A 23,932-nucleotide genomic window follows, 5' to 3' on the forward strand; every position below is an offset into this window, starting at 1 on the left:
GGCGATTTCATTTGTGAGAATGAAGTCGCCTTTTTTTGAAGACCGATTGATTGGTGCCCGACAACAGGAGAGAAAGCGAGAACGGTAAATCGGTAATCAATAGGCACGGAATAGAAAAACCCCTACATCACGAATTAGATGCAGGGGTTTGATCGTTTATTTACATGTTTCAACATCTAGCATTGTTACAGGCCACCAGTGGAAGCCATCCTTCTCCAAAAGCTCATGAGCCGCTTTTGGCCCCATTGTATTGGATTCATAATTCGGGAAGCTAGTTTCCGTTGTTTTCTCCCAAACGTTCGAAATGTTGTCGACAAAGCTCCAGGATAGGGCTACTTCATCCCAATGGGTAAAGTTCGTGGCATCACCTCGCATACAGTCAAACAGTAGCTTCTCATAAGCCTCAGGCGTGTTAATTCCATCGATGCCTCTATTCGCATAGCTTAGCTTAACCGGCTTGGCTGCTAAACTCTGCCCGGACTTCTTGGCGTTTAAATGGAGTGTAATCCCTTCTTCTGGTTGAATGTGAATCACCAACAAGTTTGGCTGTAATTCCTGCTCAGTCTGGTAATACAGATTCATCGGAATATCTTTAAATTGAACCACAATTTTCGTTTGTTTTGTTAGCATTCTTTTTCCTGTACGAATATAGAATGGAACGCCTGCCCAGCGGAAGTTATCAATCATCAATTTCCCTGCAACAAATGTTTCCGTGTTTGATGCAGGATTGACCATATCCTCATTTCGATAAGCTGGGAGTTGTTGCCCATTTACCGTTCCTTCACCGTATTGTCCACGTACAAAATATTTTTCTACTTCAGTTTCACTAATGACTCTTAAACTTCTGAGGGCACGCACTTTTTCAGAACGAATTTCTTCATCAGTTAGACGAATCGGTGGCTCCATTGCTAGCAAGGCGACCATTTGTAGCATATGGTTTTGCACCATATCGCGCAGTGCTCCACTCTTTTCATAATAGCGACCACGTTCCTCAACACCGAGAACTTCACTAGAAGTGATTTGGATGTTGGAAATATAGCGGTTGTTCCAAAGAGGCTCAAACATGGCATTCGCAAAACGGATGACTTCGATATTTTGAACCATTTCTTTACCAAGATAATGGTCAATTCGGTAGATTTCATTCTCAGAAAAAGCTGTACGAATTTGCTTATTTAATTTTTTAGCGGATTCTAGGTCATGTCCGAAAGGTTTTTCAATCACAAGTCGTTTAAAGCCTTTTACGTTGGTCAATCCATCTTTTTTCAAATGCTCAGCAATCGTACCAAAGAACTCAGGTGCCATGGCTAAATAAAAGATGCGATTCCCATCAAGCTGATACGTAGTATCTAATTGTTCAGCTAGCCCATTTAGTGCAGCGTAGGAATTAGAATCAGTTACATCATGAGAGTGGTAAACAAAACGTGAAATGAAATCTTCAATATTCTCGCTGCTGTTATCTGCAGTTAAGATTGAATCCTTCACATTTTGCTTGAATTGTTCATTTGTAATCGAACGTCTTGCCACACCAATGACAGCGAAACGGTCTAGATTTCCCTTTTGGTATAGCTGATATAATGAAGGAAAGAGCTTACGGTTGGCTAAATCACCTGTTGCTCCAAATATCATAATTAATGCAGTCGGTTTTTCAGTTTGGTTCACGATGAAGTACCTCTCTTTGATTAAATTCTTAAAAATATGTAGAGAATTAATTGTCTTTACAAATATTAAATTTTAGCGTTAAGTGCTCCAATTAGCAAATAATTCGAGACGATTATCAATAGTTTTCTTCTAAATTCGACTCAATATCCTAATATTTTCAAGATAAATATCTGAGGCAAGGCTTGCTTGGTCAATCTGTGGTATAGTGTTGCTTAACATATAATGTATGAAGGAAGGAGCAAAATTTTCGTGGAGGTTTTCTTTTTAGGAACTGGGGCAGGGGTTCCCGCAAAGCTTCGAAATGTTACTTCGATTGCTTTGAAGCTGTTGGAGGAACGAGGCAGCATTTGGCTGTTTGATTGCGGTGAAGCAACCCAGCATCAAGTATTACATACATCCATTAAGCCGCGTAGAATCGAGAAGATATTTATTACTCATCTGCATGGAGATCATATTTATGGCTTGCCTGGCCTTTTATCAAGCCGTTCTTTTCAAGGGGGGAAACGGGGGTCACACTTTATGGACCAAAAGGTTTGAAGCAATATGTCCAGATTAGTTTAACTGTTAGTCAGACCTATTTAAAGTATCCGTTGGAAGTGGTTGAAATTGAGGAAGGCGTCGTCTTTGAAGATGAACAATTTCTCGTCGAAACGCTCCCGCTGCAACACGGTATTCCCTCATATGGCTATCGCATTGTTGAAAAAGACCGACCGGGAACTTTGCATGCCGATAAGCTAGCACAAGCAGGGGTCAAGCCAGGCCCGATTTATAAAAAAATTAAAAATGGGGAAGATGTGACGCTTGAGGACGGTACGGTCATTGAGGCGAAAAAGTTTCTAGGTTCGGCACAAAAAGGACGTGTTGTGACGATTCTTGGAGATACAAGAAAATGTGAAAATGCAGCTGTGTTGGCGCGGGGAGCAGATTTGCTTGTTCATGAAGCAACATTCGCCAAAGGGGAAGAGGGACTGGCTCATGATTATTTCCATTCCACGACCCATCAGGCAGCACAAATTGCGCTGGCTGCTTGTGTGAAGAAGCTTTGTCTCACTCATATCAGTTCGCGCTATGATCGAGAAGCCTCAAAAGAGCTGTTGTTGGAGGCAAAAGAACTCTTTGCTGAAACGGAGTTAGCCGAGGACTTTAAAGAACTAGAAATCCCACTTGTTAAGAGTTAATCTTGTGGTTTATTCGCCAGAATCAATATTTTACTCGCCTGATCCGAGATTTAATCGCCTGATTAATGTTTTATTCGCCTAATCCCATGTTTTATTCGCCAAAGCCACATCCATGTTACAATTTTCGGTATTTATAATCTAATCAAATCAAAAAGCAGGCATACCAAATGCCTGCTTTTTTAGATTCATATTTATTATTTATTACTCGGATCATTGTCTTTGTTAAACCAAAGCGGGTCATTATCATCGACATCACCATTATAATTGATGAGGATTTCCTCGCCAGCTTTAATATCCTTATAGGCATAGAAGTCAAATGTGTGGTTTGGAAAATTAATATCGTAGGTCGCATTAGGCTCATACGAATGGTTAAAGAGCATTCCATAACCTAATAGCAGGGCGCTATGGTTTTTCCCATATTCAAATGCATAATCTGCAAGTAATGTTTTCTCGATGTGAACATGCTCAGCGTTTGGATAAGGAATGACTGGAGCTTCATGAATCAGCTCACCTTTTGCAATATCACGTGTTGCGAACACTCCGCGATTTAATTCTCCATCGCTGAGCTTAGATGTTTTTATTTCAATCATAATAATCTCCTTTAGTTTCACATAGCTTATCCTACTAAGCTAACAGTTCGGAAAGGGGAAAGCAACTGTTTTATCTTTGCGTGCTACTTACCTTCGGATAATCTGGACCGAAAAAAGAGCTCGAAAGCTCTTCTTTAAAAATTCCAGCCCCGCTCATATTGGGTAGGGGATTCGATTGCTGTCTTCAGTTCTGCCGCTGCCGTTCTTGGCCAGTATGGGTTACGCAACAATTCTCGCGCAAGGATGACAAGGTCGGCTCGCTCACTTTGGACAATTTCTTCTGCATGTAAGCCTGAGGTAATCAGTCCCACCGCTCCAGTTGCTATTCCAGCCTGATGCTTAATCGTATCTGACAGCGGTACTTGATAGCCTGGATACACATTGATTTTGGCGTGTACAAGTCCACCGGAGCTGACATCGATTAAATCTACACCTTGAGCCTTCAGCCAGCTGGCAATCGTCACATAGTCTTGAACATTTAATCCTTCAGGATCGTAATCGGTAGCAGAGACGCGAACAAACAATGGACCGTCCCAAACGGTTTTCACTGCTTCCAAGACTTCTTTTAAAAATCGATAGCGATTTTCAGGTGTACCGCCGTATTCATCATTGCGATGGTTCGTTAACGGAGATAGAAATTGATTGATCAAATAACCGTGTGCTCCGTGAATTTCGATTACGTCAAAGCCGGCATTTTTGGCACGAATAACCGCTTGTTTAAACGCTTCAATACTTTCATGAATTTCCTGTTTGGTCATTTCCTTTGGTGTTTTTGAGTTTTCATCAAATGGAATCGCCGAAGGAGCAACGATCTCCCCATCCACTGTTGCTTTTCTTCCTGCATGGGCAATTTGTATGCCAATTTTCGCTCCATGCTCCTTCACTTGCTTGACGAGGGTTTTGAAGCCTTCCGCCTGTTCATCGTTCCAAATCCCTAAATCACGACTTGAAATTCGACCTTGTGGTGTAATGGCGGTTGCTTCAACAATAATCAAGCCAACCTGGCCAACGGCTCTGCTGACATAATGAGTCAAATGAAAGTTCGTAAGCGTACCGTCCTCTTTATCGCAAGAATACATGCACATCGGCGCCATGACAATTCGGTTCTTTAAGGTTAATTCCTTTATTGTAAAAGGCGAAAATAGTTTTGCAGTCAATGAAAAAAGCCTCCTTATACTTCGGTAATCTAAACACATACCTAGTATAGCAGAGGCTTTTTAAAAAGAAAATTTATCCAATTCGTAAAACGTCTTTTCTATTTCACTGGATAGAGCTCATCACTTAAGGCCAATCCTAGTCGTTTTGATTGGGCGGTTGCTTCTTTAATACATTGAATAAAGGCTTTTTGTACTTCGAAAGACTCTAATACTCGAAGTCCGGCTTCTGTTGTTCCACCTGGGCTAGTTACTTCTTGACGCAATTGCTTGGCTGGTTTTGAGGATGTTGCAACCATCTCGGCTGCCCCTTGCAACGTTTGAACGATAAGCTGTTTGGCCACTTGTTGATCCAGGCCAATTTCTTGGGCACCCTTTTCCATTGCTTCAATTAAATAATAAATATAAGCAGGGCCGCTTCCGGAAAGTCCTGTAATCGCATCAATTTGTTTTTCCTCGACAAAGGTTGTCAGTCCGACTGTTTCAAAAATGGTTTGCACAATTTCTTGCTGACGCTCGGTAACATATGAGTTGATCGCCAGTCCTGTTGCCGATTTCCCAACGGTTGCCGATGTATTTGGCATCGCGCGTACGACAGGCAGTTTTTTTTCAGCAAGCAATTCAATATTTTCAATCGAGACTCCGGCCAAAACACTTATCAGCATCGTCTTCTCGGTTAAATAAGAGCGAATTTGTGAGATTCCGATCGCTGCTTCCTTCGGTTTCATGGCTAAAATGACAGCATCGGCATCCTCCACTAGTTCTTTTAGATTATAAGTACCTTTTACGCCGTATTTTTGGTTCAGGTTGTCTAGTTTTTCTTGATTACTTCGATTTGTTACCCAGATTTGCTCACCTGTTAGGAGCTTGCTTTCGACAATGCCCGAAATCATCGCTTCGGCCATTGATCCAGCACCAATAAATGCTAATTTTTTCATGATTTTTTTGTTCCCCTTTAATTTTAAAAATTTATCAGTCTTAACAAAAAAGACCGTTCGCCCGTAAAAAGGACGAAAGGTCTTTGCTTCCGTGGTATCACCTTTTACTTATCGCTATTTTTTAAAAAGTAAATTTTAATTGTGATTATGCAAAAGAACATTGTATCTGTCAAGGGGATGATGAGAATTTATATTAAATTATGTGAAAATAATGACAATTTAGTAAATTTTGGTTTATACTTATTATATTATTAGAGGTTATGTTGGAATCGTTTGCTTGGTGCATAATGAATCTATCGAAAAATAATGTTAAAGGAGTTGATATGATGTCGCAATGGACAAATGGCATTGCCAGAATCACTTTGCCGACCCCGTTTCCCGTCGGTGATGTGAATGTTTTCCTCATTAAAGGAGAACGTTTAACGCTAGTTGATGCGGGAACGAATACAGATATTGCGTGGAATTCCTTTGTAAAGCAGCTCAATGAATTGCATTTATCCCCAAATGATATCGAGCAAATCATTATTACCCATCACCATCCCGATCATGTTGGTCTACTCGCTTATTTTCCTGAAACCGTTGAAGTATACGGACATCCGCTTAATCAGCCGTGGTTAACGATTAGCGAGTCCTTTATCAAGACGAACGAGGATTTTTTTGTGCGAACCTTAGCTGAATTTGGTGTGGTTGATTCTTTTCTAGCATTAAAGAACGAGTTTCGTAGAACCACGAAATACTCCTGTGAGCGGACGTTAACGGGCCATCTCCGTGAGGGGATACGCCACTTGGCTTACCAGAGTGGAAGGTAGTTGAAACGCCAGGTCACGCCACAAGTCATATTGGGTTATTCCGTGAAAGTGACAGAGCTTTTATTGGCGGGGATCTGCTGCTGCCTCATATATCGCCTAATCCACTGCTTGAACCGCCAGAATTAGGAATACAGGAACGTCCACGTCCACAACTGGACTTAAATGCTTCGTTGAAAAAAATCGCCAGTTTGGAGATTGATACCGTTTATCCAGGCCATGGTGAATATATTACCGAGGTGCAGCCATTAATCGAGAAGCGGCTCAGCCGTCAGCATGATCGGGCGATGCAGGTGAAAGAATGGCTTAAGCACGAGGAATTAACGGTATTTGAAGTGTGTCAACGTTTATTTCCGCATATTTATGAGCGGGAGCTAATTTTAACCTTATCAGAGACGGTTGCACAATTTGACTATTTGCTTTCATTGCAGGAAATTACTATGATAAGTAAGGAGTTTCCTTATCGATATAAAGCAAATTGAGGTGTCAGTATGGCGAATGACCGTCTTATTGGAAAAAATGTGTTAATAACAGGCGCATCTGGCGGGATTGGTGCTGAGATGGCCTATCTTTGTGCCGAAGCAGGAGCGCGCTTGATTTTAATGGCAAGAAGCATAGATAAGCTTGAACAGTTAAAACAAGATATTGGGACGCGCTTCGGTGTCGAAGTGCTTGTCTATCAGCTTGATGTGTCGGACACAAATGCGATCAAAGTGGTCTTTACAGATGTGCTCGAACGTTTAGGGCATATCGATATACTAGTTAATAATGCCGGATTTGGTATTTTCCGTGCCGCCCATGAATCAACAATCGAAGAAATCAAAAATATGTTTGAGGTCAATGTGATTGGCTTAATGGCCTGTACGAGCATGGTTCTGCCGACTATGCGCGAGCGGCGCTTCGGCCATATTATCAATGTAGCTTCACAAGCAGGGAAAATGGCAACGCCAAAATCAAGCGTTTATTCGGCGACAAAACATGCGGTGCTTGGTTATTCCAATAGTCTACGCATGGAGCTTGCCGACCTTGGGGTGTATGTTACGACCGTTAATCCCGGGCCGATTGCCACTAATTTTTTCAATATTGCCGATGAAAAGGGTACTTATTTAACAAATATCCAGCGCTGGGTATTGAAGCCGGAATATGTCGCGCGCCAGGTTGTTGAGCGGATGCTCACCAAAACGCGCGAAATCAATTTGCCACGCTGGATGAACACCGCCAGCATTTTTTACACACTCTTTCCCGGGTTGTGGAGCGGTTTGGAAAGCGAGCCTTTAATCAGAAATAATGAAAAAAGCTAAACAAATACAGGTTGAATAGTTATATCAAGGGACTGTTAGTGGTTTTTCGTGAACCATTGGCAGTTTTTTTGTTCTTAAGAAACTCTGTAAAAAATTATAAAGAAGGAATCCTACTGAAATCCTCCATAAAAATTTCCATTGAAATCGAACGTATATTCGCTTAAGATAATGAATAGAATAAAAAGGAACTAATGTTCGCATTTTGGATAAAGAAGGGATTGCGATGGTGGATTATAGCGAGATGCCAAAACAGCACGTTCTATGTGTTGACATGAAGAGTTTTTACGCAAGCTGCGCAGCCGTTATGCTTGGCCTCGACCCCCTTGAATGCTATTTAGCGGTAGTTGGAAACAAGGAGCGGCAAGGCAGTGTTGTGCTGGCCGCTTCGCCTCGGTTAAAGAAGGAATTTGGCATTAAAACGGGGTCGCGCATGTTTGAAATTCCAAATGATCCGCGGATTCGGATTGAGGAACCAAAGATGGCAACGTACTTGCGTATCTCCACGGAAATCACCCGTGTGTTTCATCGTTATGTTCCGAAAGAAGCAATTCACGTCTATAGCGTCGATGAAAGTTTTTTAAAGGTCGATGGAGCCGCAAACCTTTGGGGGGATGCCTGGACGATTGCGGAAAAAATAAAAAACGATATCGAACGGGAGTTTCAGCTGACCTGTACGATTGGAATTGGACCAAATATGCTGATGTCAAAGCTATGCCTTGATTTGGAGGCAAAAAAGGCTGGAATTGCCGAGTGGACATATGACGATGTGCAAACAAAGCTGTGGCCCGTCTCACCATTACGGGAAATGTGGGGGATTGGTCGACAAGTGGAAAAAACGTTAAATAGCATGGGCATTTTTACAGTAGGTCAGCTGGCACGCTATGATTTGAAGAAGTTAGAAAAGAAATTTGGGATTATGGGCAATCAGCTTTATTACCATGCCTGGGGTGTTGATTTTTCAGAAATTGGCGCACCGATTATCGAAGGGCAAATTAGCTTTGGCAAGAGTCAAATCCTGCTCCGCGATTATAAAGAGGAGCACGAAATCAAGAGCGTCATTCTTGAAATGTGCGAGGAGGTGGCGCGCAGAGCACGCAATCGCAAGAAAGCAGGGCGGACGATTAGCCTTAGCATCACGTACAGCAAGGATGAGTTTGGTGGCGGCTTTCATCGGTCGCGAACAATTGGAGAGCCGACCAACATCACGATGGAGCTCTATCGGGTTTGCCTTGAACTTTTCCATGAAAATTATCAAGGGAAAACCGTCCGGCAAATTGCGATTGCCTTGGGGAATATCGTTGACGATCAGCAAATGCAATTAAATTTGTTTGATATGAACCGCTGGAAAAAGCATGAGCTTGGCTACACCGTCGATCGAATTCGCAATCGGTTCGGCTCAGGTGCCTTGTTGCGCGCGGTTTCCTACACAGAAGCCGGAACATCCAGACATCGTGTGAAGCTCGTTGGCGGACATAAGCGTTAAGCATGATTTATTTTTAGAAAAAAGAGGTAGGTGAGCCGGGATGATTCGCGATCGCGGTAGAATAAAATGGACATCGATGATGCTACCGGAGCATGTAAAAATGCTGCGGGATTGGGTCAAAGAAGACACGTACGAATCGAGAAAACAATTGGATGAGCAGCAGCTTGAGCAAATGAATGAAACCATTGCAGGGGCGATGGAATTTGATCAATCCGTAACGATTACCCATTACCATCATCAACAATACGAGCTAGTAATGGGGAAAATTCATTATTGGGATACGTTTGAGGGAAGACTCCATATCGTCGATCGGTTTGACGAGATTCATCGGATTAAACTAAACGATATTTATGATGTCCGGCTTTTGGATTCGTGATTTGCGGTGTAATCGAAACCGCAAATTTTTTTATTGTAGAATTTGATAACCTTTTCACAGTTGCAAAAAGAGAAACTCGAAAGCAAATATGCTACAATAGGGAACGGATAATGGGAAAGGGGAGTAAGGACATGCAAATGACCATCACAGAAGCAGCAGAAAAGAAGCTAACTGAAAGAACAGCAGGGAAAACTGGCTACTTGAAGCTGGTTTATGATATAGAGGGATGCGGCTGCGCCGTAAGCGGTGTGCCGACTTTATGGTGGGTAGATGTTGTGGGGGCAGATGACATCGAACTCAAAACGCCGAATCGCTCCATTTATATGGAAAAACAAAAGCAAGTCTTTTTTGATGAAACGATGAGCCTTGATTTTCATGTGAACAGTAACTGTTTTCAGCTGAAAAGTCCAGGACAATACTTAAATGCACGTATGAGTTTAGTCGATAAAACAAAATAAATGTTAAAAAGGGCTACCGCCGAACGAGATTTGTTCAGGGGTAGCCCTTTTTGGATAGAATTTTTTAACCAAACAGCATATTTTTTAAAAAAATCTTCATTTTTGAATGAAAATAGAGTGTTTTTTTTAAGAAAAGCACTCATTTCTTAAAAAATGAGAGGAGGAGTCAGGAATATATGCACACTATATTACTGATATGCACGACTAATTGTGAATATGACCTATTTTTAAAAAGATATGCATCAAGTTTCAAAATATATGCACGACTTTTGCGATATATGCATCAAGTTTTAAAATTTATGCTCAAGCTGAACGTGATATGAACGTTTATAGTGCGATATGCACGAGTTGCAACGGATATGCACGAGTTTGCCCCCAGAAATGCACGAGTTCGTCTAAGTTTAAAGTCATAACAATAGGCTCGATGATCACAAATCACCCTCCTCACCCAAACACGCACTCCGTCAAAAATTCATCGATTGCCTTCTCATACTCCTCGCGATTCTCATTAAGAGACTGAGCATGATCCCCTTTTACCGCCAAAAACAGCTTCTTCGCGCCAATTTTCCGTTCATACAGAGCCTCTGTCATGGCTGGTAAAATGTACTTATCGTCCTGACTATGAATAAACAAAATTGGATTGCGAATTTTTTCAATGACCGATATCGGTGATACCTGCTTCACCGAGTATTTATCGCGCAGCCGCAAAAAGAAGTCACCAAGTGGCAGCACAACACGCGGCGGTAGCTTGACATCCTTTTTTATTTGATACTCAAGCAGCTCTTTAAAATCGGAAAATGGGCAATCAACGATATAAAAATCAGCCCCATCCTCGAGCATTCCGGCATAAAGTAGGGTCGTTGCGGCGCCCATCGACTCACCGTGAATGCCGAGTAACAGCTCTGAACCTTTTTCGGCTTTTAGCCAATCAACCACGGCTTTTAAATCAGATTTTTCATAATGGCCGTAGCTCGTCGTTTTGCCGCCCGATTCCCCGTGTCGACGGTGGTCGTAAATGACCGCATTGAAGCCACGTTCAAGAAACAAATTCATGTATTTCACAGAGTTCACTTTATTTTCGGTCACACCATGACAAATGATTACATAGCGGTTCGTATGATGCGGTTCCACCAAAATCGTTTTCAAGGAATAGCCAAATGGTGAAGGAATGGACACCTCACGTTTAGGTAAGTTTTCAAACGAAACTGGGTCATAGCGACCTGCACGCGTTTCCCGTTCGAGCACCAATTTTTCATCCTTCTTTTTCTTATACATAAGCATATTTGAAAAATAAACACCTACAGAAGATGCAACAAATAGAAACGATCCTAAAATCCCAAAAACCTTTTTCTTTTTCATGCCAAACCCTCCGAGCACAACCGTTTCCTCCATTTTAACATGTATATGCATGCACAAACAAAACGGGTGCCCGCTTAAAAAGGACACCCATTCACCACCTCATTATTGTTTTGCATTTTGCCGTTTCGTTGGATGGATGGCTTTTTCCACTTCCTCTGAGGCAATCACCGCACTTGTAGTATCGCTTGTCGGCTTCCCTTTTTGGCTGAAGCCCTTGTCTCGTTTTTGACTCATTAAAACATCCCCTTTCTGTTAATAAGATGGATGAAAGAAAGTCGCATTATGCATGAAGAAAGCGAGAACAGATGGTATAATAATGGAGAAATTTGCAGTGGAGGGTCTGGTGGCGATGAAAAAACAACATTCAAAAGCAAAACAAAAACCGAAAAAAGATGAAGCTGCTGTAACACTAGGAGATATGCTGAATATCGATTTAGTCAATCAGTTGAAAAATAAACAAAAGGAACTGAAGGAAGCACAAGAGCGCGAGCAAGAAGCTGAAGAGCAGCGCCAAAAAGAAGAACGAAAACGAAGAGAAAAAAACAAATCATTCGAAGAGCTCCTCAATGAAAGCTCAATGAGTTGGAAAGAATTTAAATAGACAGAAAATGCTAACGGATCCGCGGACATCAGTTCCTTTATTTTCACTAAAGTGTTATTTTGATAGGCTAAACGGACAACAGATTCGCTATTTGATAATAAATTAGCATGATTCAGTGGTTTTTATATAAATAGGGTATCCTGTGTCCACTTAAATCTAGAATAAGAAGTATTTTATCAAAATAAGGTCTTCTATGTCCGCTCACGTTTTGCAAAAGGAATCGGAGCCCGATACAGAAACGATTGATTCCTTAAAAAGGAAAACACCCCCAAGCTACCAATTAAAGTGCTTGGGGGTATCTCTTTATATAAACGCGAGAGAGACTTCCTTCGCGGCTAATACTTATTAGCGATGCTCTGCGTATCGATTTGCCTTCGTCAGCTCCCGAATTAGCATAACCTCTTCCTCACTTAATGGAGAACTACTAGCAGCCGCGGCATTTTCACGAACCTGCTCAACTGAGCTCGCCCCCGCAACAATGGAGGTTACGGCAGGATTTGCTAAATTAAATTGCATTGCGATTTCCGTAAAGGATCGATCAGATAGACGAGCAAGGTTTTCGCGTAACAGCGGCAATCGCTCAGAAAGCTCAGCAAACGAATAATCAAGATAGCCCTTTTCCTGCACACGAGCCGAGGCCTTCTTTAATAGCTGATTACTTAATAGCCCATTTGCCAAAGGACCACGAGTCACGACGCTGATTCCATTTTCCAACAGAAGCGGCATCGCTTCCTCTTCTGGTCGCCGATCCAGCATGCTATATTGCATCATCACTGAAACAATGTTTGATTTTGCGACGTATTCGCGAATCACATTCGGACGAATTGAGGAAATTCCATAGTATTTAATGTATCCTTCAGCTCTTAATTCTTCAAACGCTTCAATCGACTCGTCAATGCGATCGTCGAGGGTCCCTCCATGTAGCTGATACAAATCAATATAGTCTGTACCAAGTCGCTTCAGGCTCTGCTTTACGGCTTCTTTTATATAAGCCTTCGACGGATCCCAGCTCCAGCCATCCTGTGTATCGCGCCAGCGGTTGCCGACCTTAGTGGCAATAACCACCTTTTCACGAACAGATTTAAGGGCTTGTCCAACGATTTTTTCATTTGTGCCAAAATCATAAAGATCGGCGGTATCAAAATAATTGATGCCTGATTCAAGGGCCGCTTCAATGATCCCAAAGGCTGCTTTTTCCTCTTTACCAAGTGACATACAGCCTAAACCGAGTTGACTAACGTACAAATCGGAACGGCCTAATTGACGTTTCTCCATGTGCTCCACTCCATTCCTTACAGCGTACTCGTTCCTATTTTAGCGAATGGTAGAAGCTTTGCACAACTTTAAGAGAGTTATTGGGCATTCTATTATTTAAGTGTGAATCAATCCATCTCGCTCAGCTTCCTATTTGGCGACGTCTTCAACCCAATCATGAAGCAATTCATATTTACGGCGGTATTCTTTGATCTTTCTCTTAATTTCCCATGCTTTGCCAACGAGGACGAATCCTTTATCATGAACATAGATTTTCATTCGTTACTCCCCCAAAATTAAAGTATGGTAAAATGTATGAGTCTACCATATCGGAATAGAACAGGAGTGACGAAAAAAAATGAGTCGCCTTGAAGAAAAAACAATTAAAACAGAACACATCTTTACTGGAAGAATCATCAGTCTCCAGGTTGATGATGTTAAGCTGCCAGATGGAAAAACCGCAAAGCGCGAACTAATCAAGCACCCTGGAGCAGTTGCCGTGATTGCGGTAACAAACGAGAATAAAATCATAATGGTCGAGCAATTTCGCAAAGCGCTTGAGCGCAATTTAGTAGAGATACCAGCTGGGAAGCTAGAAAAAGGAGAAGAGCCTTTAACTTGTGCGGCAAGAGAATTAGAAGAAGAAACAGGTTATGTGTGCGAATCACTAGAGTTGGTCAATTCCTTCTATACATCCCCAGGTTTTGCCGATGAAATTGTCCACGTATACGAGGCACGCGGCCTGACGAAAGTAGAAAATCCGGCTGATCAAGACGAAGATGAATTCATCAATCTACTTGAGTTAACACTAGAGGAAGCACAGCAATATATTGAGCAACAAAAAATTTACGATGCGAAAACGATTTTTGCGGTGCAATATCTACAATTGAAAGAGGCGTTAACTCGCAAATGAACCACTACTATGTAGACCTACATATTCATATCGGCAGAACCTTTACCGGGAAAGCCGTGAAAATTACCGGGGCTAAGTCGTTAACCTTTTCGAATATTATAGAGCATGCTCGTAATGAAAAGGGCTTGAACATGATTGGCATTATTGATTGCCACTCCCCTGAGGTTATGATAGAAATGGAAAAATTAATGGAAGCAGGCGAACTGACAGAGCATACAGAGGGCGGATTAAGCTACGGGGGTCTAACCGTAATCCCAGGCTCAGAGCTGGAGGTTTACGATAAGAATTGCCAAGGTCCAATTCACTTGCTATGTTATTTTCCCACACTGCAAGCTATGAAGGATTTTTCAAGCTGGCTTTCAAGTCATTTGAAAAATATTAACCTTAGCTCGCAAAGAATTTATGTTAGTGGGAGAGAGTTGCAAAATAAAGTCAAGGAGCTTTCTGGCCTATTTATCCCAGCTCATGTATTTACCCCTTATAAAAGCTTGTATGGAAAAGGAGTCATTGAGTCTTTAACAGAGGTATTGGATCCTGACAAAATCGACGGAATCGAATTAGGACTAAGCTCTGATACGTCAATGGCTGATGCACTTGGGGAATTGCACAGATATTCATTTGTAACAAACTCCGACGCGCATTCTTTACCGAAAATTGCGAGAGAATACCAGGTAATCGCGATGCAAGAGCCAAGCTTTGCGGAACTGAAAAAGGCGTTGCACGTGGAAGAGGATCGTAGAATCATCGCCAATTACGGCTTAGATCCGCTCCTTGGCAAGTATCATCAAACGGTTTGCGCCACTTGCCAAGCCCAGTATGATTCAAATGAGGTTCAATGCCCACATTGCCACGATACAAAGATAGTAAAGGGCGTTGCCGACCGTATTTTGGAATTAAAAACAGCGGAGGGTTCGCCAGAGCATCGTCCACCGTATGTTCATCAAGTTCCATTAGAATTCATTCCAGGACTTGGGCCGAAGCTGTTGCGAAAATTATTGGATCATTTCGGCACGGAAATGGCGATTTTACATGAAGTACCCGCAGCGTCACTAAATCAAGTCATTCCAGAAAAAATAGCTGCCTTGATTATCAAGGCCCGACAAGGTGAACTAAATCTGTTAGCTGGTGGCGGCGGAAAATACGGCAAAATAACGGAATAAAATGAACAAAACAGTCTGTCCCTTTAAGGCAGACTATTTTTGTTTCTACTCGCACTCCTGAAAATTAATAGATTCCATGTCATAGAAATGATAGACGGGCATAGAATGTACTAATTAATTTTAGGAGGAAGTCAAAATGAAGAAGAGATTATACCAGAACATCGCGGCCAATCATTTTCGTGAATATTCCTCAGTCTATATTTTCGTGATTGTGCTATTTTTAATGGGAGTTATTTTTGGGGCAGTGGTAGTTAATAGCTTAAGTTTTTCACAAAAAGAGGATTTGTTCTATTATTTATCTCAATTTTTTGGCGGACTAACGAATGGAAAACAAGCGGAGGCTAATGATTTATTCTTGCAAAGCTTGTTGCATAATAGTAAATATATCGGCCTGATGTGGGTGTTAGGAATATCGATTGTTGGCTTGCCGGTGATTCTCATTTTATTATTTATCAAAGGAATGGTTGTCGGCTTTACGGTTGGTTTCTTAGTCAATCAAATGGGATGGGATGGATTTTTATTATCTTTTGTATCAGTCCTACCTCAAAACTTTATTATCATTCCTATTTTTATTATCATGGCCGTGATGACAATAACTTTTTCATTGCAGATGATTCGCAGGCAATTTATGAAGAAGATCAGCAGTCCGTTTATGCCAATGTTAACACGTTATTTTTTAACACTGGTTGGTGCCATTGTGCTTCTTACTGGGGCAGCAGCAATCGAGGCCTATTTATCCCAGGTCTTAATGAAAGCGATTATCGGCTCATTAAGTTATAAGTGATAATTATTACTATTTAAGAATAAATATTTTCTCTTATTTAGAATAATTGTTTTTGAAACTCGCTGTCCTTCTGTTATAATGAGATGGAAAGTGCGAGGGAGGGACTAACAGTATGGAAAGTAGAATTGAACGAATTAAAAAACAGCTGCATTCATCCAGCTATAAATTAACACCCCAGCGCGAAGCAACCGTTAGAGTTTTGTTAGAGCATGAAGAGGATCATTTAAGTGCGGAAGATGTTTACCTCCTCGTCAAAGAAAAATCGCCAGAGATCGGACTTGCTACTGTATATCGTACATTAGAATTACTGACTGAATTAAAAATTGTTGATAAAATAAATTTTGGTGATGGGGTATCTCGTTATGATTTACGTCAAGAGGGCGCCGCACATTTTCACCATCACTTAGTTTGTATAGAATGCGGAGCAGTAGATGAGATTCAAGAGGATTTGCTTGATGATGTTGAAGCGGAAGTGGAACGGAAATGGAATTTTAAAATCAAAGATCACCGTTTAACCTTTCATGGAATTTGCTATCGTTGCCAAGAAAAAGAAGCAAAGCAATTGGTCGAATAAAATATCATTTAAAAAGGTTGACTTCTTTAAGTTCCACAACTATCTCATAAAAAATGAGTGGTCACGCTGGATGATAAAATGAGTCATCCTTTTTTTATTTTTAGCTGTGTTAAAGAGCATTGTTGATATTTTAGCAATCTGTTGATTGGAGCGGAAGGTGCTCGACTCCTGCGGGAGCAGCGGGACAGGTGAGACCCCACAGGCGTAAAACGCCGAGGAGGCTCACCGCCCGCCCCGCGGAAAGCGAGCACCTGCAGCGGAAATCAACAGACAATTTAACAAAGCCATATTAAAAAACACTTTCCTAAAGTCAAAACAGCTAGGCTAGACAGGTATATTTCTTTCCCTATTTGGCATACCTTGTACTAGAAAGCATTGGCTGGAGGATGTAAAATGAAAGCATGGTTTAAGCTAGTTTTTCGATCAATCAAGGTGTTTATTTTATTCGTGGGCTGCACGATACTATTTTATTATGGCATGATGTGGGTTAATGAAGAATATCAAAATTATCATCGCTATGATGAGCCACAAGGCACTGCACTAAAGGTGTCAGCACCTGTAGAAGGTCAGAGTATGCCATGGCTAGATCGCCTAATATTGTTTTATTTAAATGGGGAGTAATGTCATTATGGAAGATCGACTTCGGGATTTTATCCACTTTTTAATTGTTGAAAAGGGATTGGCAAAAAATACAATTGTTTCATATGAACGGGATCTTCACAGCTATCTTAATTATCTTAAAACTGTTGAAGTTATAGCAGATTTAAATGAAGTCCAGCGTTTTCAAATTATTCGCTTTTTAGCTAAATTAAAGGATGATGGAAAATCGTCAAAAACGCTAGCGCGTCACATTGCATCGATTCGGGCGTTTCACCAATTTTTGTTAAGAGAGAAAGCGGTGGAGAATGATCCAACGGTTCATCTGGAAACTCCACAGCAAGAGCGCTCCTTGCCAAAGGTATTAAACATCCAGGAAGTAGAGAAATTATTGGATTCGCCACAGGCAAACGATCATTATGGAAAACGAGATAAAGCCATGATTGAGCTATTGTATGCAACTGGCATACGGGTGAGCGAATTAATTGGCTTGAATATAGGTGATGTTCATTTAACGATGGGTTTTGTGCGGTGTATGGGTAAAGGAAGTAAGGAAAGGATTATTCCGCTCGGAAGAACAGCAACCGCTGCACTGCAGGATTATTTAGATCATGGTCGACACATATTTTTAAAAAAACAAAAGGACGATGCATTGTTTTTAAATCATCTGGGCAAACGTCTAACACGACAAGGTTTTTGGAAAATCTTAAAACGGCTAAGTGCAGAAGCAGGCATCACAAAGGAATTAACACCACACACACTCAGACATTCTTTTGCGACTCATTTATTAGAGAATGGGGCAGACCTTCGTGCCGTTCAAGAAATGCTGGGGCACGCCGATATCTCGACTACTCAAATTTATACACATGTGACGAAAACAAGGTTAAAAGATGTGTATAGCCAATTTCACCCGCGAGCTTAGTAGATTACATATAAGAATAATAGTCAAAAAAAAAGCTGCAAAAATCGCAGCTTTTTCTTTGCCTTAAAAGGCATTATTATGACAATATAGTGATAAGGGTTAGTTGTCAGACTTCTGACGAATAAAGATGAGTATGATTTTATAAGAAGGGAATTCTAATTATTAATTATGCAGTTTAATCGAAAGAGGAGGAAACTGATGATGCATACATATAAGCGCGTGTTTCTCATCGTAATGGATTCAGTCGGGATTGGTGAAGCACCTGATGCCGAACGGTTTGGAGATAAGGGATCCAATACGCTCGGGCATATTGCCGAAAAAATGAACGGCCTCCATATGCCAAATATGGCGAAGCTTGGGCTCAGTCATATCGAAGAAATCAAAGGAATCGAAAAAGTAGAGAAGCCTGTAGCATTCTTTACGAAAATGCAAGAAGCATCCAACGGGAAAGATACGATGACAGGGCATTGGGAAATTATGGGTCTTAATATTGAAACGCCATTTAAAGTATTTCCTGATGGTTTCCCAGATGAATTGCTAAATGAACTAGAAGCAAGAACAGGCAAAAAAATTATTGGAAATAAACCAGCGAGCGGAACCGAAATTCTTGTTGAGCTCGGTGAAGAGCATATGAAAACGGGAGCATTAATTGTTTATACCTCTGCAGATTCCGTCTTGCAAATTGCTGCTCATGAAGAGATTATTCCGATCGAAGAGCAATATAAAATTTGTAAAATTGCACGAGAACTAACGTTAGACGAAAAATATATGGTGGGTCGGGTGATTGCTCGCCCATTTATTGGCGAGCCCGGCAACTTCCAACGGACCTCTAACCGTCATGATTACGCGTTAAAGCCATTCGGTCGCACCGTGATGAATGAATTGGCGGATTCTGGCTTTGATGTCGTTGCAATCGGCAAAATCTCTGATATTTACGATGGTGAGGGCGTAACAAAGTCTCTGAGAACAGTCTCAAATATGGATGGCATGGATAAATTAATTGAGTCATTTGATATGGATTTTACCGGCTTAAGCTTTGTGAATTTAGTCGATTTTGACGCATTATATGGTCATCGCCGTGACCCAATCGGTTATGGGAAAGCCCTTGAAGAATATGATGCACGCCTACCTGAGGTGTTCGAAAAAATGAAGGATGACGATTTAGTGATCATCACGGCCGATCATGGAAACGATCCTGTTCATCATGGTACAGACCATACAAGAGAATTTGTTCCATTACTTGTCTACTCGAAAAAAAATGAGCAAGGAAAAGAATTGCCACTTCGTCAGTCGTTTGCCGATATTGGGGCAACCATTGCGGAAAACTTCGAGGTAAAGGCACCGAACTTCGGAAAAAGCTTCTTAAATGAATTAACTTAGAATAGGGTGAAGAGGATGGATTTTACAAAAATTGAAACAGCGACTCGATTTTTGCAGGAAAAATACAAAAAGAAGCCGAAAGTTGGGCTGATTTTAGGCTCTGGATTAGGGATACTAGCAGATGAAATAGAGCAGCCTGTAAAAATCCCTTATGATACGATTCCGGATTTCCCTGTATCGACGGTAGAAGGACATGCTGGACAACTTGTTTTCGGTCAATTAAATGGAGTAGAAGTTGTCGCAATGCAGGGGCGTTTTCATTATTATGAAGGCTATAGCTTTGAAAAAGTAACATTTCCAGTCCGTGTGATGAAGCAATTAGGTGTAGAAAGCTTAATCGTAACCAATGCTGCTGGAGGGATTAATGAGGATTTTGAACCAGGGGATTTAATGCTTATTACGGATCATATAAATAATATGGGTTCAAATCCGCTTATTGGCAAAAACGATGCCAATCTAGGTCCACGTTTTCCAGATATGTCAGAAGCATATAGCCGTGTCCTGCGCGAAAATGCGAAACAAATTGCTCTAGAGCTAGGGATTCCGGTAAAAGAGGGTGTTTACGTCGGAAATACGGGGCCATCGTATGAAACTCCGGCAGAGGTGAAAATGCTCCGTATATTTGGTGGGGATGCGGTTGGAATGTCGACTGTTCCGGAAGTCATCGTCGCACGGCATGCTGAATTACAAGTATTAGGGATTTCTTGTATATCAAATATGGCGGCAGGAATTTTGGATCAGCCTCTATCTCATGATGAAGTAATCGAAACAACCGAAAAAGTCAAAAGTAACTTTCTAAAATATGTGAAGGCAATCGTAGCAACACTGAAGTAGGATGGTTTGATAGAGCTAATATTTAGAAAAGTGGGGATCGCCAAATGAGAATGGTTGATTTAATCGAGAAAAAGCGAGATGGTTTTGAGCTTTCAAATGAGGAAATTCATTTTATCATAAACGGCTACACCGCTGGTACGATTCCTGATTATCAGATGAGTGCTTTAACAATGGCAATTTACTTTCAGGGAATGACAGACAAAGAGCGGGCTAACCTAACGATGGCGATGGTGGAATCAGGGGACCAAATTGATTTGTCAGGCATACAAGGAATCAAGGTTGATAAACATTCCACAGGTGGCGTTGGGGATACCACCACCTTGGTTCTCGGCCCTCTTGTCGCTGCAGTTGGTGTTCCTGTTGCGAAAATGTCAGGACGTGGCTTAGGTCATACAGGAGGAACGATTGACAAGCTTGAGGCGGTCTCCGGGTTCCATGTGGAAATTAAAAATGAAGAATTTATCAATCTCGTTAATAAAAATAAATTAGCCGTCATTGGCCAAAGCGGGAATTTAACCCCAGCAGATAAAAAGCTGTATGCATTGCGCGATGTGACAGCAACCGTTAACAGTATTCCGCTCATCGCAAGCTCGATTATGAGTAAAAAAATCGCAGCTGGCGCCGATGCAATCGTCCTAGATGTAAAAACCGGTGCCGGTGCATTTATGAAATCTCTTGACGATTCTAGAGAGCTTGCAAAAACAATGGTCGGAATCGGGAACGATGTCGGACGAAAAACGATGGCGATTATTTCGGATATGAGCCAGCCGCTTGGATATGCGATTGGCAACGCGCTCGAGGTAAAAGAGGCAATCGATACACTGCGAGGCGAAGGACCTGAGGATTTAACAGAGCTTTGCTTGACCTTGGGCAGCTATATGGTTTATCTTGCTGAAAAAGCTGAATCATTAGACCAGGCACGAGAGCTTTTGAAAACCGCGATTGAAGATGGTTCTGCACTCGCGAAATTCAAGCAGTTTTTAGAATCACAGGGCGGGGATGGCTCGGTTGTAGATGATCCTGCTAAGCTTCCCCAAGCCGCTTATACGATTGAATTGCCAGCAAAAGAGGCTGGTTATATAGCTGAAATTGTGGCTGATGCAGTCGGAACAGCGGCCATGCTCCTCGGTGCTGGTCGGGCAACCAAAGAATCAGAAATTGATCTTGCTGTCGGTCTTGTGCTCCGTAAGAAAATTGGAGATAAAGTTGATGAAGGTGAATCAATCGTTACCATCTTCAGCAATTTTGAGAACGTTAATGCCGTAAAGGAAAAGCTCTACCAAAGTATCAAGCTATCACAGAGCCCAGTAAAGGCGCCAACGCTTATTTATGAACAAATAACAGAATGAACCAAAACCCACCAAGGCTGAAAAAAGTCTTGGTGGGTTTTTTTATGCAAACTAGCACAATTGTTATCAAGAAAATATTTCCTTCTATAGTAATTATTTGTATAAAAAGAGTTTTAATGGAAAAAATGAAACCTATCAAGAATGGGAGGTTTATGGTTATGAAACGTAACTTATCAATGGTAATAGCAATATTACTTAGTTTAACAGTGGTAATTCCGTCAGTTTCTGCACAAGAGCAACCGCAGCCAAAATCGGCAGAGCTGGTTGAAAATGCTAGGTCTGCCATTTTAATTGAACGTGATACAGGTTCAATTTTATACGAGAAAAATGGAAATGAAAAATTACCACCTGCAAGCATGACGAAAATCATGACCATGCTGTTGATTATGGAAGCTTTGGATCAAGGGAAGCTCGATTGGAAAGAAAAAATTAGAACAAGTGAATATGCAGCATCAATGGGAGGATCACAAATCTTCCTTGAACCAGGTGAAGAAATGACCACTGAAGAAATGTTAAAGGGAATTGCGATTGGTTCAGGTAATGATGCGAGTGTGGCAATGGCCGAGCGAATTGCCGGTTCTGAGACAGCGTTTGTTGATATGATGAACGAAAAAGCAAAAGAATTAGGGTTGAAAAATACACATTTTAATAATACTACAGGTCTTCCAACGGATGACCATTATAGTACAGCCCATGATATGGCAATGATGGCGAAGGAACTTTTAAAATATCAAGATATTACGAAGTTCACAGGAACGTATGAGGCATATTTAAGAGAAAATAGTGACAAGAAATTTTGGCTTGTTAATACAAATAAATTAGTCCGCTTTTATCCTGGAGTGGATGGACTTAAAACAGGTTTCACAGGTGAAGCAAAATACTGCTTAACAGCTACAGCCCAAAAGGATGGCATGCGAGTCATTGCTGTTGTATTTGGAGCGCCAACATCGAAGGAACGAAATGCACAAGTAACGAAAATGCTTGATTTTGCCTTTGCGCAATATAAAACCCATCCTATCTATAAACGTAATACAGCGATTGCTTTAGCTAAAGTTAGCAAGGGAAACAAGAAATCAGTTGGTGTTGTGACAAGTGAACCGATTTCAATCCTAACGAAAAAAGGCGAAAATGTTGCAGATGTTGAGAAAAAAATAGTCCTAAACAAACATATCAAAGCGCCGGTTAATAAGGGAGATCAGGTTGGAACCCTACAGCTAATAAGCAAAGGTAAAGTAATGTTGGAAAGTCCATTAGTAGCGAATGAGTCAATAAAAACAGCAACGTGGTGGGAATTGTATAAGCGGTCATTTGGTATGTTTTCCAAAATTAGCGATTAACTGTCGAACGGTCATTTATGACTACTACTTTTAGCGAAATCTCACTAGTTTTGTCCCTTAAGAAGGAAAAGGTTCTATCCACAGCGAAATGACTCACTATACCAATTAAGGAGGCATTGGATCGTGAGTCTAAACATTAATATGGTTGTAAAGCATGATGTACTATGCATTCGGTTAGATGGAGAATTAGACCACCACTCAGCAGAAGAACTGCGTGAACTTGCATCCAAAGCAATCGAGGAAAAAGACATTCGCCACATTGTGTTGAACCTTGAACAGCTGACATTTATGGATAGTTCTGGACTAGGGGTTATTTTAGGTAGGTACAAACAAATTAAACAGCTCCATGGTGAGATGGTCGTATGTGCGATTTCGCCAAGCATCAAGAGACTATTTGATATGTCAGGTTTATTTAAGATCATTCGGTTAGAGCAGACTGAAGAATTTGCTTTACAAAGATTGGGGGTTGCCTGACATATGAAAAATAAAATGGAGCTACAATTTAGTGCATTAAGTCAAAATGAATCCTTTGCCAGAGTTACAGTGGCAGCCTTTATTGCCCAGCTAGATCCGACAATGGACGAATTAACTGAAATCAAAACAGTGGTATCCGAAGCAGTAACGAATGCGATTATTCATGGCTACAATAATGACCCAGAGGGAATCGTTTATATTTCCGTTACACTTGAGGATGGTTTTGTTGAGATGAATATTAAAGATGAGGGAATCGGAATTGCTGATGTCGAGGAAGCGCGACAACCTCTATTTACAACAAAGCCTGAATTGGAAAGGTCCGGTATGGGTTTTACCATCATGGAAAACTTCATGGATGAGGTAGAGGTTTCCTCGCACACAGGCACTGGAACACAAGTTACGCTTAAGAAGCATTTATCCCAGAACAAAATGCTATGCAATTAAGGAGTCT

26 protein-coding genes and 3 pseudogenes are annotated in these 23,932 nt (G+C 41.3%); 21 read left to right on the forward strand and 8 right to left on the reverse strand.

The window, feature by feature from the left end; translation table 11 throughout:
* Positions 1-156: 156 nt before the first annotated feature.
* Complete coding sequence (zwf, locus tag RGF10_RS07660; protein ID WP_318508492.1) at positions 157-1,659, reverse strand: glucose-6-phosphate dehydrogenase; 1,503 nt, start codon at positions 1,657-1,659, stop codon at positions 157-159.
* Positions 1,660-1,908: 249 nt separating this feature from the next.
* Between zwf and rnz the strand changes: the two are divergent.
* Positions 1,909-2,837, forward strand: a pseudogene (gene rnz / locus RGF10_RS07665) (ribonuclease Z).
* 194 nt (positions 2,838-3,031) lie between these two features.
* Here the strand turns inward: rnz and RGF10_RS07670 are convergent.
* The 3 genes from RGF10_RS07670 to proC form a co-directional block, all read right to left on the reverse strand.
* A complete protein-coding gene (locus tag RGF10_RS07670; RefSeq protein WP_318508493.1) occupies positions 3,032-3,427 on the reverse strand; it encodes an SET domain-containing protein in 396 nt (131 codons plus the stop codon).
* Positions 3,428-3,561: 134 nt separating this feature from the next.
* Positions 3,562-4,584: an NADPH dehydrogenase NamA gene (gene namA, locus RGF10_RS07675; protein WP_318508494.1), complete on the reverse strand. Its 1,023-nt coding sequence runs from the start codon at positions 4,582-4,584 to the stop codon at positions 3,562-3,564.
* A 98-nt stretch (positions 4,585-4,682) separates the two neighbouring features.
* Positions 4,683-5,519, reverse strand: a complete 837-nt coding sequence (proC, locus tag RGF10_RS07680; protein WP_318508495.1) for a pyrroline-5-carboxylate reductase — start codon at positions 5,517-5,519, stop codon at positions 4,683-4,685.
* Positions 5,520-5,842: 323 nt separating this feature from the next.
* On the opposite strand from proC, the gene RGF10_RS07685 reads away from it, so the two are divergent.
* From RGF10_RS07685 to RGF10_RS07715, 7 genes and pseudogenes are all read left to right on the forward strand, one after another.
* Complete coding sequence (locus RGF10_RS07685) at positions 5,843-6,328, forward strand: MBL fold metallo-hydrolase (RefSeq protein ID WP_318508496.1); 486 nt, start codon at positions 5,843-5,845, stop codon at positions 6,326-6,328.
* A gap of 29 nt (positions 6,329-6,357) precedes the next feature.
* Positions 6,358-6,486: pseudogene (locus RGF10_RS07690) on the forward strand (MBL fold metallo-hydrolase); the annotation flags it as partial.
* A 12-nt stretch (positions 6,487-6,498) separates the two neighbouring features.
* A complete protein-coding gene (locus RGF10_RS07695; RefSeq protein ID WP_318508497.1) occupies positions 6,499-6,807 on the forward strand; it encodes a hypothetical protein in 309 nt (102 codons plus the stop codon).
* 9 nt (positions 6,808-6,816) lie between these two features.
* Positions 6,817-7,613: pseudogene (locus tag RGF10_RS07700) on the forward strand (SDR family NAD(P)-dependent oxidoreductase).
* Positions 7,614-7,849: 236 nt separating this feature from the next.
* Positions 7,850-9,109, forward strand: a complete 1,260-nt coding sequence (locus RGF10_RS07705) for a Y-family DNA polymerase (protein ID WP_318508498.1) — start codon at positions 7,850-7,852, stop codon at positions 9,107-9,109.
* A gap of 40 nt (positions 9,110-9,149) precedes the next feature.
* Complete coding sequence (locus RGF10_RS07710; protein ID WP_318508499.1) at positions 9,150-9,485, forward strand: YolD-like family protein; 336 nt, start codon at positions 9,150-9,152, stop codon at positions 9,483-9,485.
* A gap of 131 nt (positions 9,486-9,616) precedes the next feature.
* A complete protein-coding gene (locus tag RGF10_RS07715) occupies positions 9,617-9,943 on the forward strand; it encodes an iron-sulfur cluster biosynthesis family protein (RefSeq protein WP_318508500.1) in 327 nt (108 codons plus the stop codon).
* 444 nt (positions 9,944-10,387) lie between these two features.
* On the opposite strand, the gene RGF10_RS07720 is transcribed toward RGF10_RS07715, so the two are convergent.
* Together RGF10_RS07720 and RGF10_RS07725 are read right to left on the reverse strand one after the other, a co-directional pair.
* Positions 10,388-11,302, reverse strand: coding sequence for an alpha/beta hydrolase (locus RGF10_RS07720; protein ID WP_318508501.1), 915 nt, complete (start codon positions 11,300-11,302; stop codon positions 10,388-10,390).
* 102 nt (positions 11,303-11,404) lie between these two features.
* On the reverse strand, positions 11,405-11,536 hold the full coding sequence (locus tag RGF10_RS07725; protein ID WP_318508502.1) for a hypothetical protein: 132 nt from the start codon (positions 11,534-11,536) through the stop codon (positions 11,405-11,407).
* Between the two features lie 115 nt (positions 11,537-11,651).
* On the opposite strand from RGF10_RS07725, the gene RGF10_RS07730 reads away from it, so the two are divergent.
* Complete coding sequence (locus RGF10_RS07730; protein WP_318509366.1) at positions 11,652-11,903, forward strand: YqkE family protein; 252 nt, start codon at positions 11,652-11,654, stop codon at positions 11,901-11,903.
* A 345-nt stretch (positions 11,904-12,248) separates the two neighbouring features.
* Here RGF10_RS07730 and RGF10_RS07735 read toward each other — a convergent pair whose 3' ends face one another.
* Positions 12,249-13,178 (reverse strand): aldo/keto reductase, encoded by a 930-nt coding sequence (locus RGF10_RS07735; protein ID WP_318508503.1) that lies wholly within the window; start codon positions 13,176-13,178, stop codon positions 12,249-12,251.
* Between the two features lie 129 nt (positions 13,179-13,307).
* On the reverse strand, positions 13,308-13,436 hold the full coding sequence (gene mciZ, locus RGF10_RS07740) for a Z-ring formation inhibitor MciZ (protein ID WP_318508504.1): 129 nt from the start codon (positions 13,434-13,436) through the stop codon (positions 13,308-13,310).
* Positions 13,437-13,515: 79 nt separating this feature from the next.
* On the opposite strand from mciZ, the gene RGF10_RS07745 reads away from it, so the two are divergent.
* From RGF10_RS07745 to spoIIAB, 12 genes are all read left to right on the forward strand, one after another.
* Positions 13,516-14,070 (forward strand): NUDIX hydrolase, encoded by a 555-nt coding sequence (locus tag RGF10_RS07745; protein ID WP_318508505.1) that lies wholly within the window; start codon positions 13,516-13,518, stop codon positions 14,068-14,070.
* Positions 14,067-15,230: an endonuclease Q family protein gene (locus tag RGF10_RS07750; protein ID WP_318508506.1), complete on the forward strand. Its 1,164-nt coding sequence runs from the start codon at positions 14,067-14,069 to the stop codon at positions 15,228-15,230. Before RGF10_RS07745 ends, RGF10_RS07750 begins: the two co-directional genes overlap by 4 nt.
* 136 nt (positions 15,231-15,366) lie before the next feature.
* Complete coding sequence (gene spoIIM / locus RGF10_RS07755) at positions 15,367-16,014, forward strand: stage II sporulation protein M (protein ID WP_318508507.1); 648 nt, start codon at positions 15,367-15,369, stop codon at positions 16,012-16,014.
* Between the two features lie 112 nt (positions 16,015-16,126).
* The gene (locus RGF10_RS07760; RefSeq protein WP_318508508.1) at positions 16,127-16,588 is read left to right on the forward strand and encodes a ferric iron uptake transcriptional regulator; all 462 of its coding nucleotides are present in this window, start codon (positions 16,127-16,129) and stop codon (positions 16,586-16,588) included.
* A 393-nt stretch (positions 16,589-16,981) separates the two neighbouring features.
* Entirely contained in the window at positions 16,982-17,209 is a 228-nt protein-coding gene (locus RGF10_RS07765) for a YqzK family protein (protein ID WP_318508509.1), read from the forward strand.
* A 7-nt stretch (positions 17,210-17,216) separates the two neighbouring features.
* Complete coding sequence (xerD, locus tag RGF10_RS07770; protein ID WP_318508510.1) at positions 17,217-18,107, forward strand: site-specific tyrosine recombinase XerD; 891 nt, start codon at positions 17,217-17,219, stop codon at positions 18,105-18,107.
* 198 nt (positions 18,108-18,305) lie between these two features.
* Positions 18,306-19,487 (forward strand): phosphopentomutase, encoded by a 1,182-nt coding sequence (deoB, locus tag RGF10_RS07775; RefSeq protein WP_318508511.1) that lies wholly within the window; start codon positions 18,306-18,308, stop codon positions 19,485-19,487.
* Between the two features lie 15 nt (positions 19,488-19,502).
* The gene (locus tag RGF10_RS07780; RefSeq protein ID WP_318508512.1) at positions 19,503-20,321 is read left to right on the forward strand and encodes a purine-nucleoside phosphorylase; all 819 of its coding nucleotides are present in this window, start codon (positions 19,503-19,505) and stop codon (positions 20,319-20,321) included.
* Between the two features lie 44 nt (positions 20,322-20,365).
* Positions 20,366-21,670 (forward strand): pyrimidine-nucleoside phosphorylase, encoded by a 1,305-nt coding sequence (locus RGF10_RS07785; protein ID WP_318508513.1) that lies wholly within the window; start codon positions 20,366-20,368, stop codon positions 21,668-21,670.
* A 158-nt stretch (positions 21,671-21,828) separates the two neighbouring features.
* Positions 21,829-23,007, forward strand: a complete 1,179-nt coding sequence (locus RGF10_RS07790; RefSeq protein WP_318508514.1) for a D-alanyl-D-alanine carboxypeptidase family protein — start codon at positions 21,829-21,831, stop codon at positions 23,005-23,007.
* Between the two features lie 123 nt (positions 23,008-23,130).
* Positions 23,131-23,481, forward strand: a complete 351-nt coding sequence (spoIIAA, locus tag RGF10_RS07795) for an anti-sigma F factor antagonist (RefSeq protein WP_318508515.1) — start codon at positions 23,131-23,133, stop codon at positions 23,479-23,481.
* A 3-nt stretch (positions 23,482-23,484) separates the two neighbouring features.
* Positions 23,485-23,925: an anti-sigma F factor gene (spoIIAB, locus tag RGF10_RS07800; protein ID WP_318508516.1), complete on the forward strand. Its 441-nt coding sequence runs from the start codon at positions 23,485-23,487 to the stop codon at positions 23,923-23,925.
* Positions 23,926-23,932: the final 7 nt, after the last annotated feature.

Source organism: Bacillus sp. T3 (genome assembly GCF_033449965.1).
Taxonomy (GTDB): Bacteria; Bacillota; Bacilli; order Bacillales; family Cytobacillaceae; genus Bacillus_BU.

Excerpts from the sequence above, each read along its gene's own strand:
- RGF10_RS07670 (WP_318508493.1), bottom strand. The coding sequence starts at position 3,427 with ATGATTGAAATAAAAACATCTAAGCTCAGCGATGGAGAATTAAATCGC.
- proC (WP_318508495.1), bottom strand. The coding sequence starts at position 5,519 with ATGAAAAAATTAGCATTTATTGGTGCTGGATCAATGGCCGAAGCGATG.
- RGF10_RS07685 (WP_318508496.1), top strand. The coding sequence starts at position 5,843 with ATGATGTCGCAATGGACAAATGGCATTGCCAGAATCACTTTGCCGACC.
- RGF10_RS07705 (WP_318508498.1), top strand. The coding sequence starts at position 7,850 with ATGGTGGATTATAGCGAGATGCCAAAACAGCACGTTCTATGTGTTGAC.
- RGF10_RS07710 (WP_318508499.1), top strand. The coding sequence starts at position 9,150 with ATGATTCGCGATCGCGGTAGAATAAAATGGACATCGATGATGCTACCG.
- RGF10_RS07715 (WP_318508500.1), top strand. The coding sequence starts at position 9,617 with ATGCAAATGACCATCACAGAAGCAGCAGAAAAGAAGCTAACTGAAAGA.
- RGF10_RS07720 (WP_318508501.1), bottom strand. The coding sequence starts at position 11,302 with ATGAAAAAGAAAAAGGTTTTTGGGATTTTAGGATCGTTTCTATTTGTT.
- RGF10_RS07725 (WP_318508502.1), bottom strand. The coding sequence starts at position 11,536 with ATGAGTCAAAAACGAGACAAGGGCTTCAGCCAAAAAGGGAAGCCGACA.
- RGF10_RS07730 (WP_318509366.1), top strand. The coding sequence starts at position 11,652 with ATGAAAAAACAACATTCAAAAGCAAAACAAAAACCGAAAAAAGATGAA.
- RGF10_RS07735 (WP_318508503.1), bottom strand. The coding sequence starts at position 13,178 with ATGGAGAAACGTCAATTAGGCCGTTCCGATTTGTACGTTAGTCAACTC.
- mciZ (WP_318508504.1), bottom strand. The coding sequence starts at position 13,436 with ATGAAAATCTATGTTCATGATAAAGGATTCGTCCTCGTTGGCAAAGCA.
- RGF10_RS07745 (WP_318508505.1), top strand. The coding sequence starts at position 13,516 with ATGAGTCGCCTTGAAGAAAAAACAATTAAAACAGAACACATCTTTACT.
- RGF10_RS07750 (WP_318508506.1), top strand. The coding sequence starts at position 14,067 with ATGAACCACTACTATGTAGACCTACATATTCATATCGGCAGAACCTTT.
- spoIIM (WP_318508507.1), top strand. The coding sequence starts at position 15,367 with ATGAAGAAGAGATTATACCAGAACATCGCGGCCAATCATTTTCGTGAA.
- RGF10_RS07760 (WP_318508508.1), top strand. The coding sequence starts at position 16,127 with ATGGAAAGTAGAATTGAACGAATTAAAAAACAGCTGCATTCATCCAGC.
- RGF10_RS07765 (WP_318508509.1), top strand. The coding sequence starts at position 16,982 with ATGAAAGCATGGTTTAAGCTAGTTTTTCGATCAATCAAGGTGTTTATT.
- xerD (WP_318508510.1), top strand. The coding sequence starts at position 17,217 with ATGGAAGATCGACTTCGGGATTTTATCCACTTTTTAATTGTTGAAAAG.
- deoB (WP_318508511.1), top strand. The coding sequence starts at position 18,306 with ATGATGCATACATATAAGCGCGTGTTTCTCATCGTAATGGATTCAGTC.
- RGF10_RS07780 (WP_318508512.1), top strand. The coding sequence starts at position 19,503 with ATGGATTTTACAAAAATTGAAACAGCGACTCGATTTTTGCAGGAAAAA.
- RGF10_RS07785 (WP_318508513.1), top strand. The coding sequence starts at position 20,366 with ATGAGAATGGTTGATTTAATCGAGAAAAAGCGAGATGGTTTTGAGCTT.
- RGF10_RS07790 (WP_318508514.1), top strand. The coding sequence starts at position 21,829 with ATGAAACGTAACTTATCAATGGTAATAGCAATATTACTTAGTTTAACA.
- spoIIAB (WP_318508516.1), top strand. The coding sequence starts at position 23,485 with ATGAAAAATAAAATGGAGCTACAATTTAGTGCATTAAGTCAAAATGAA.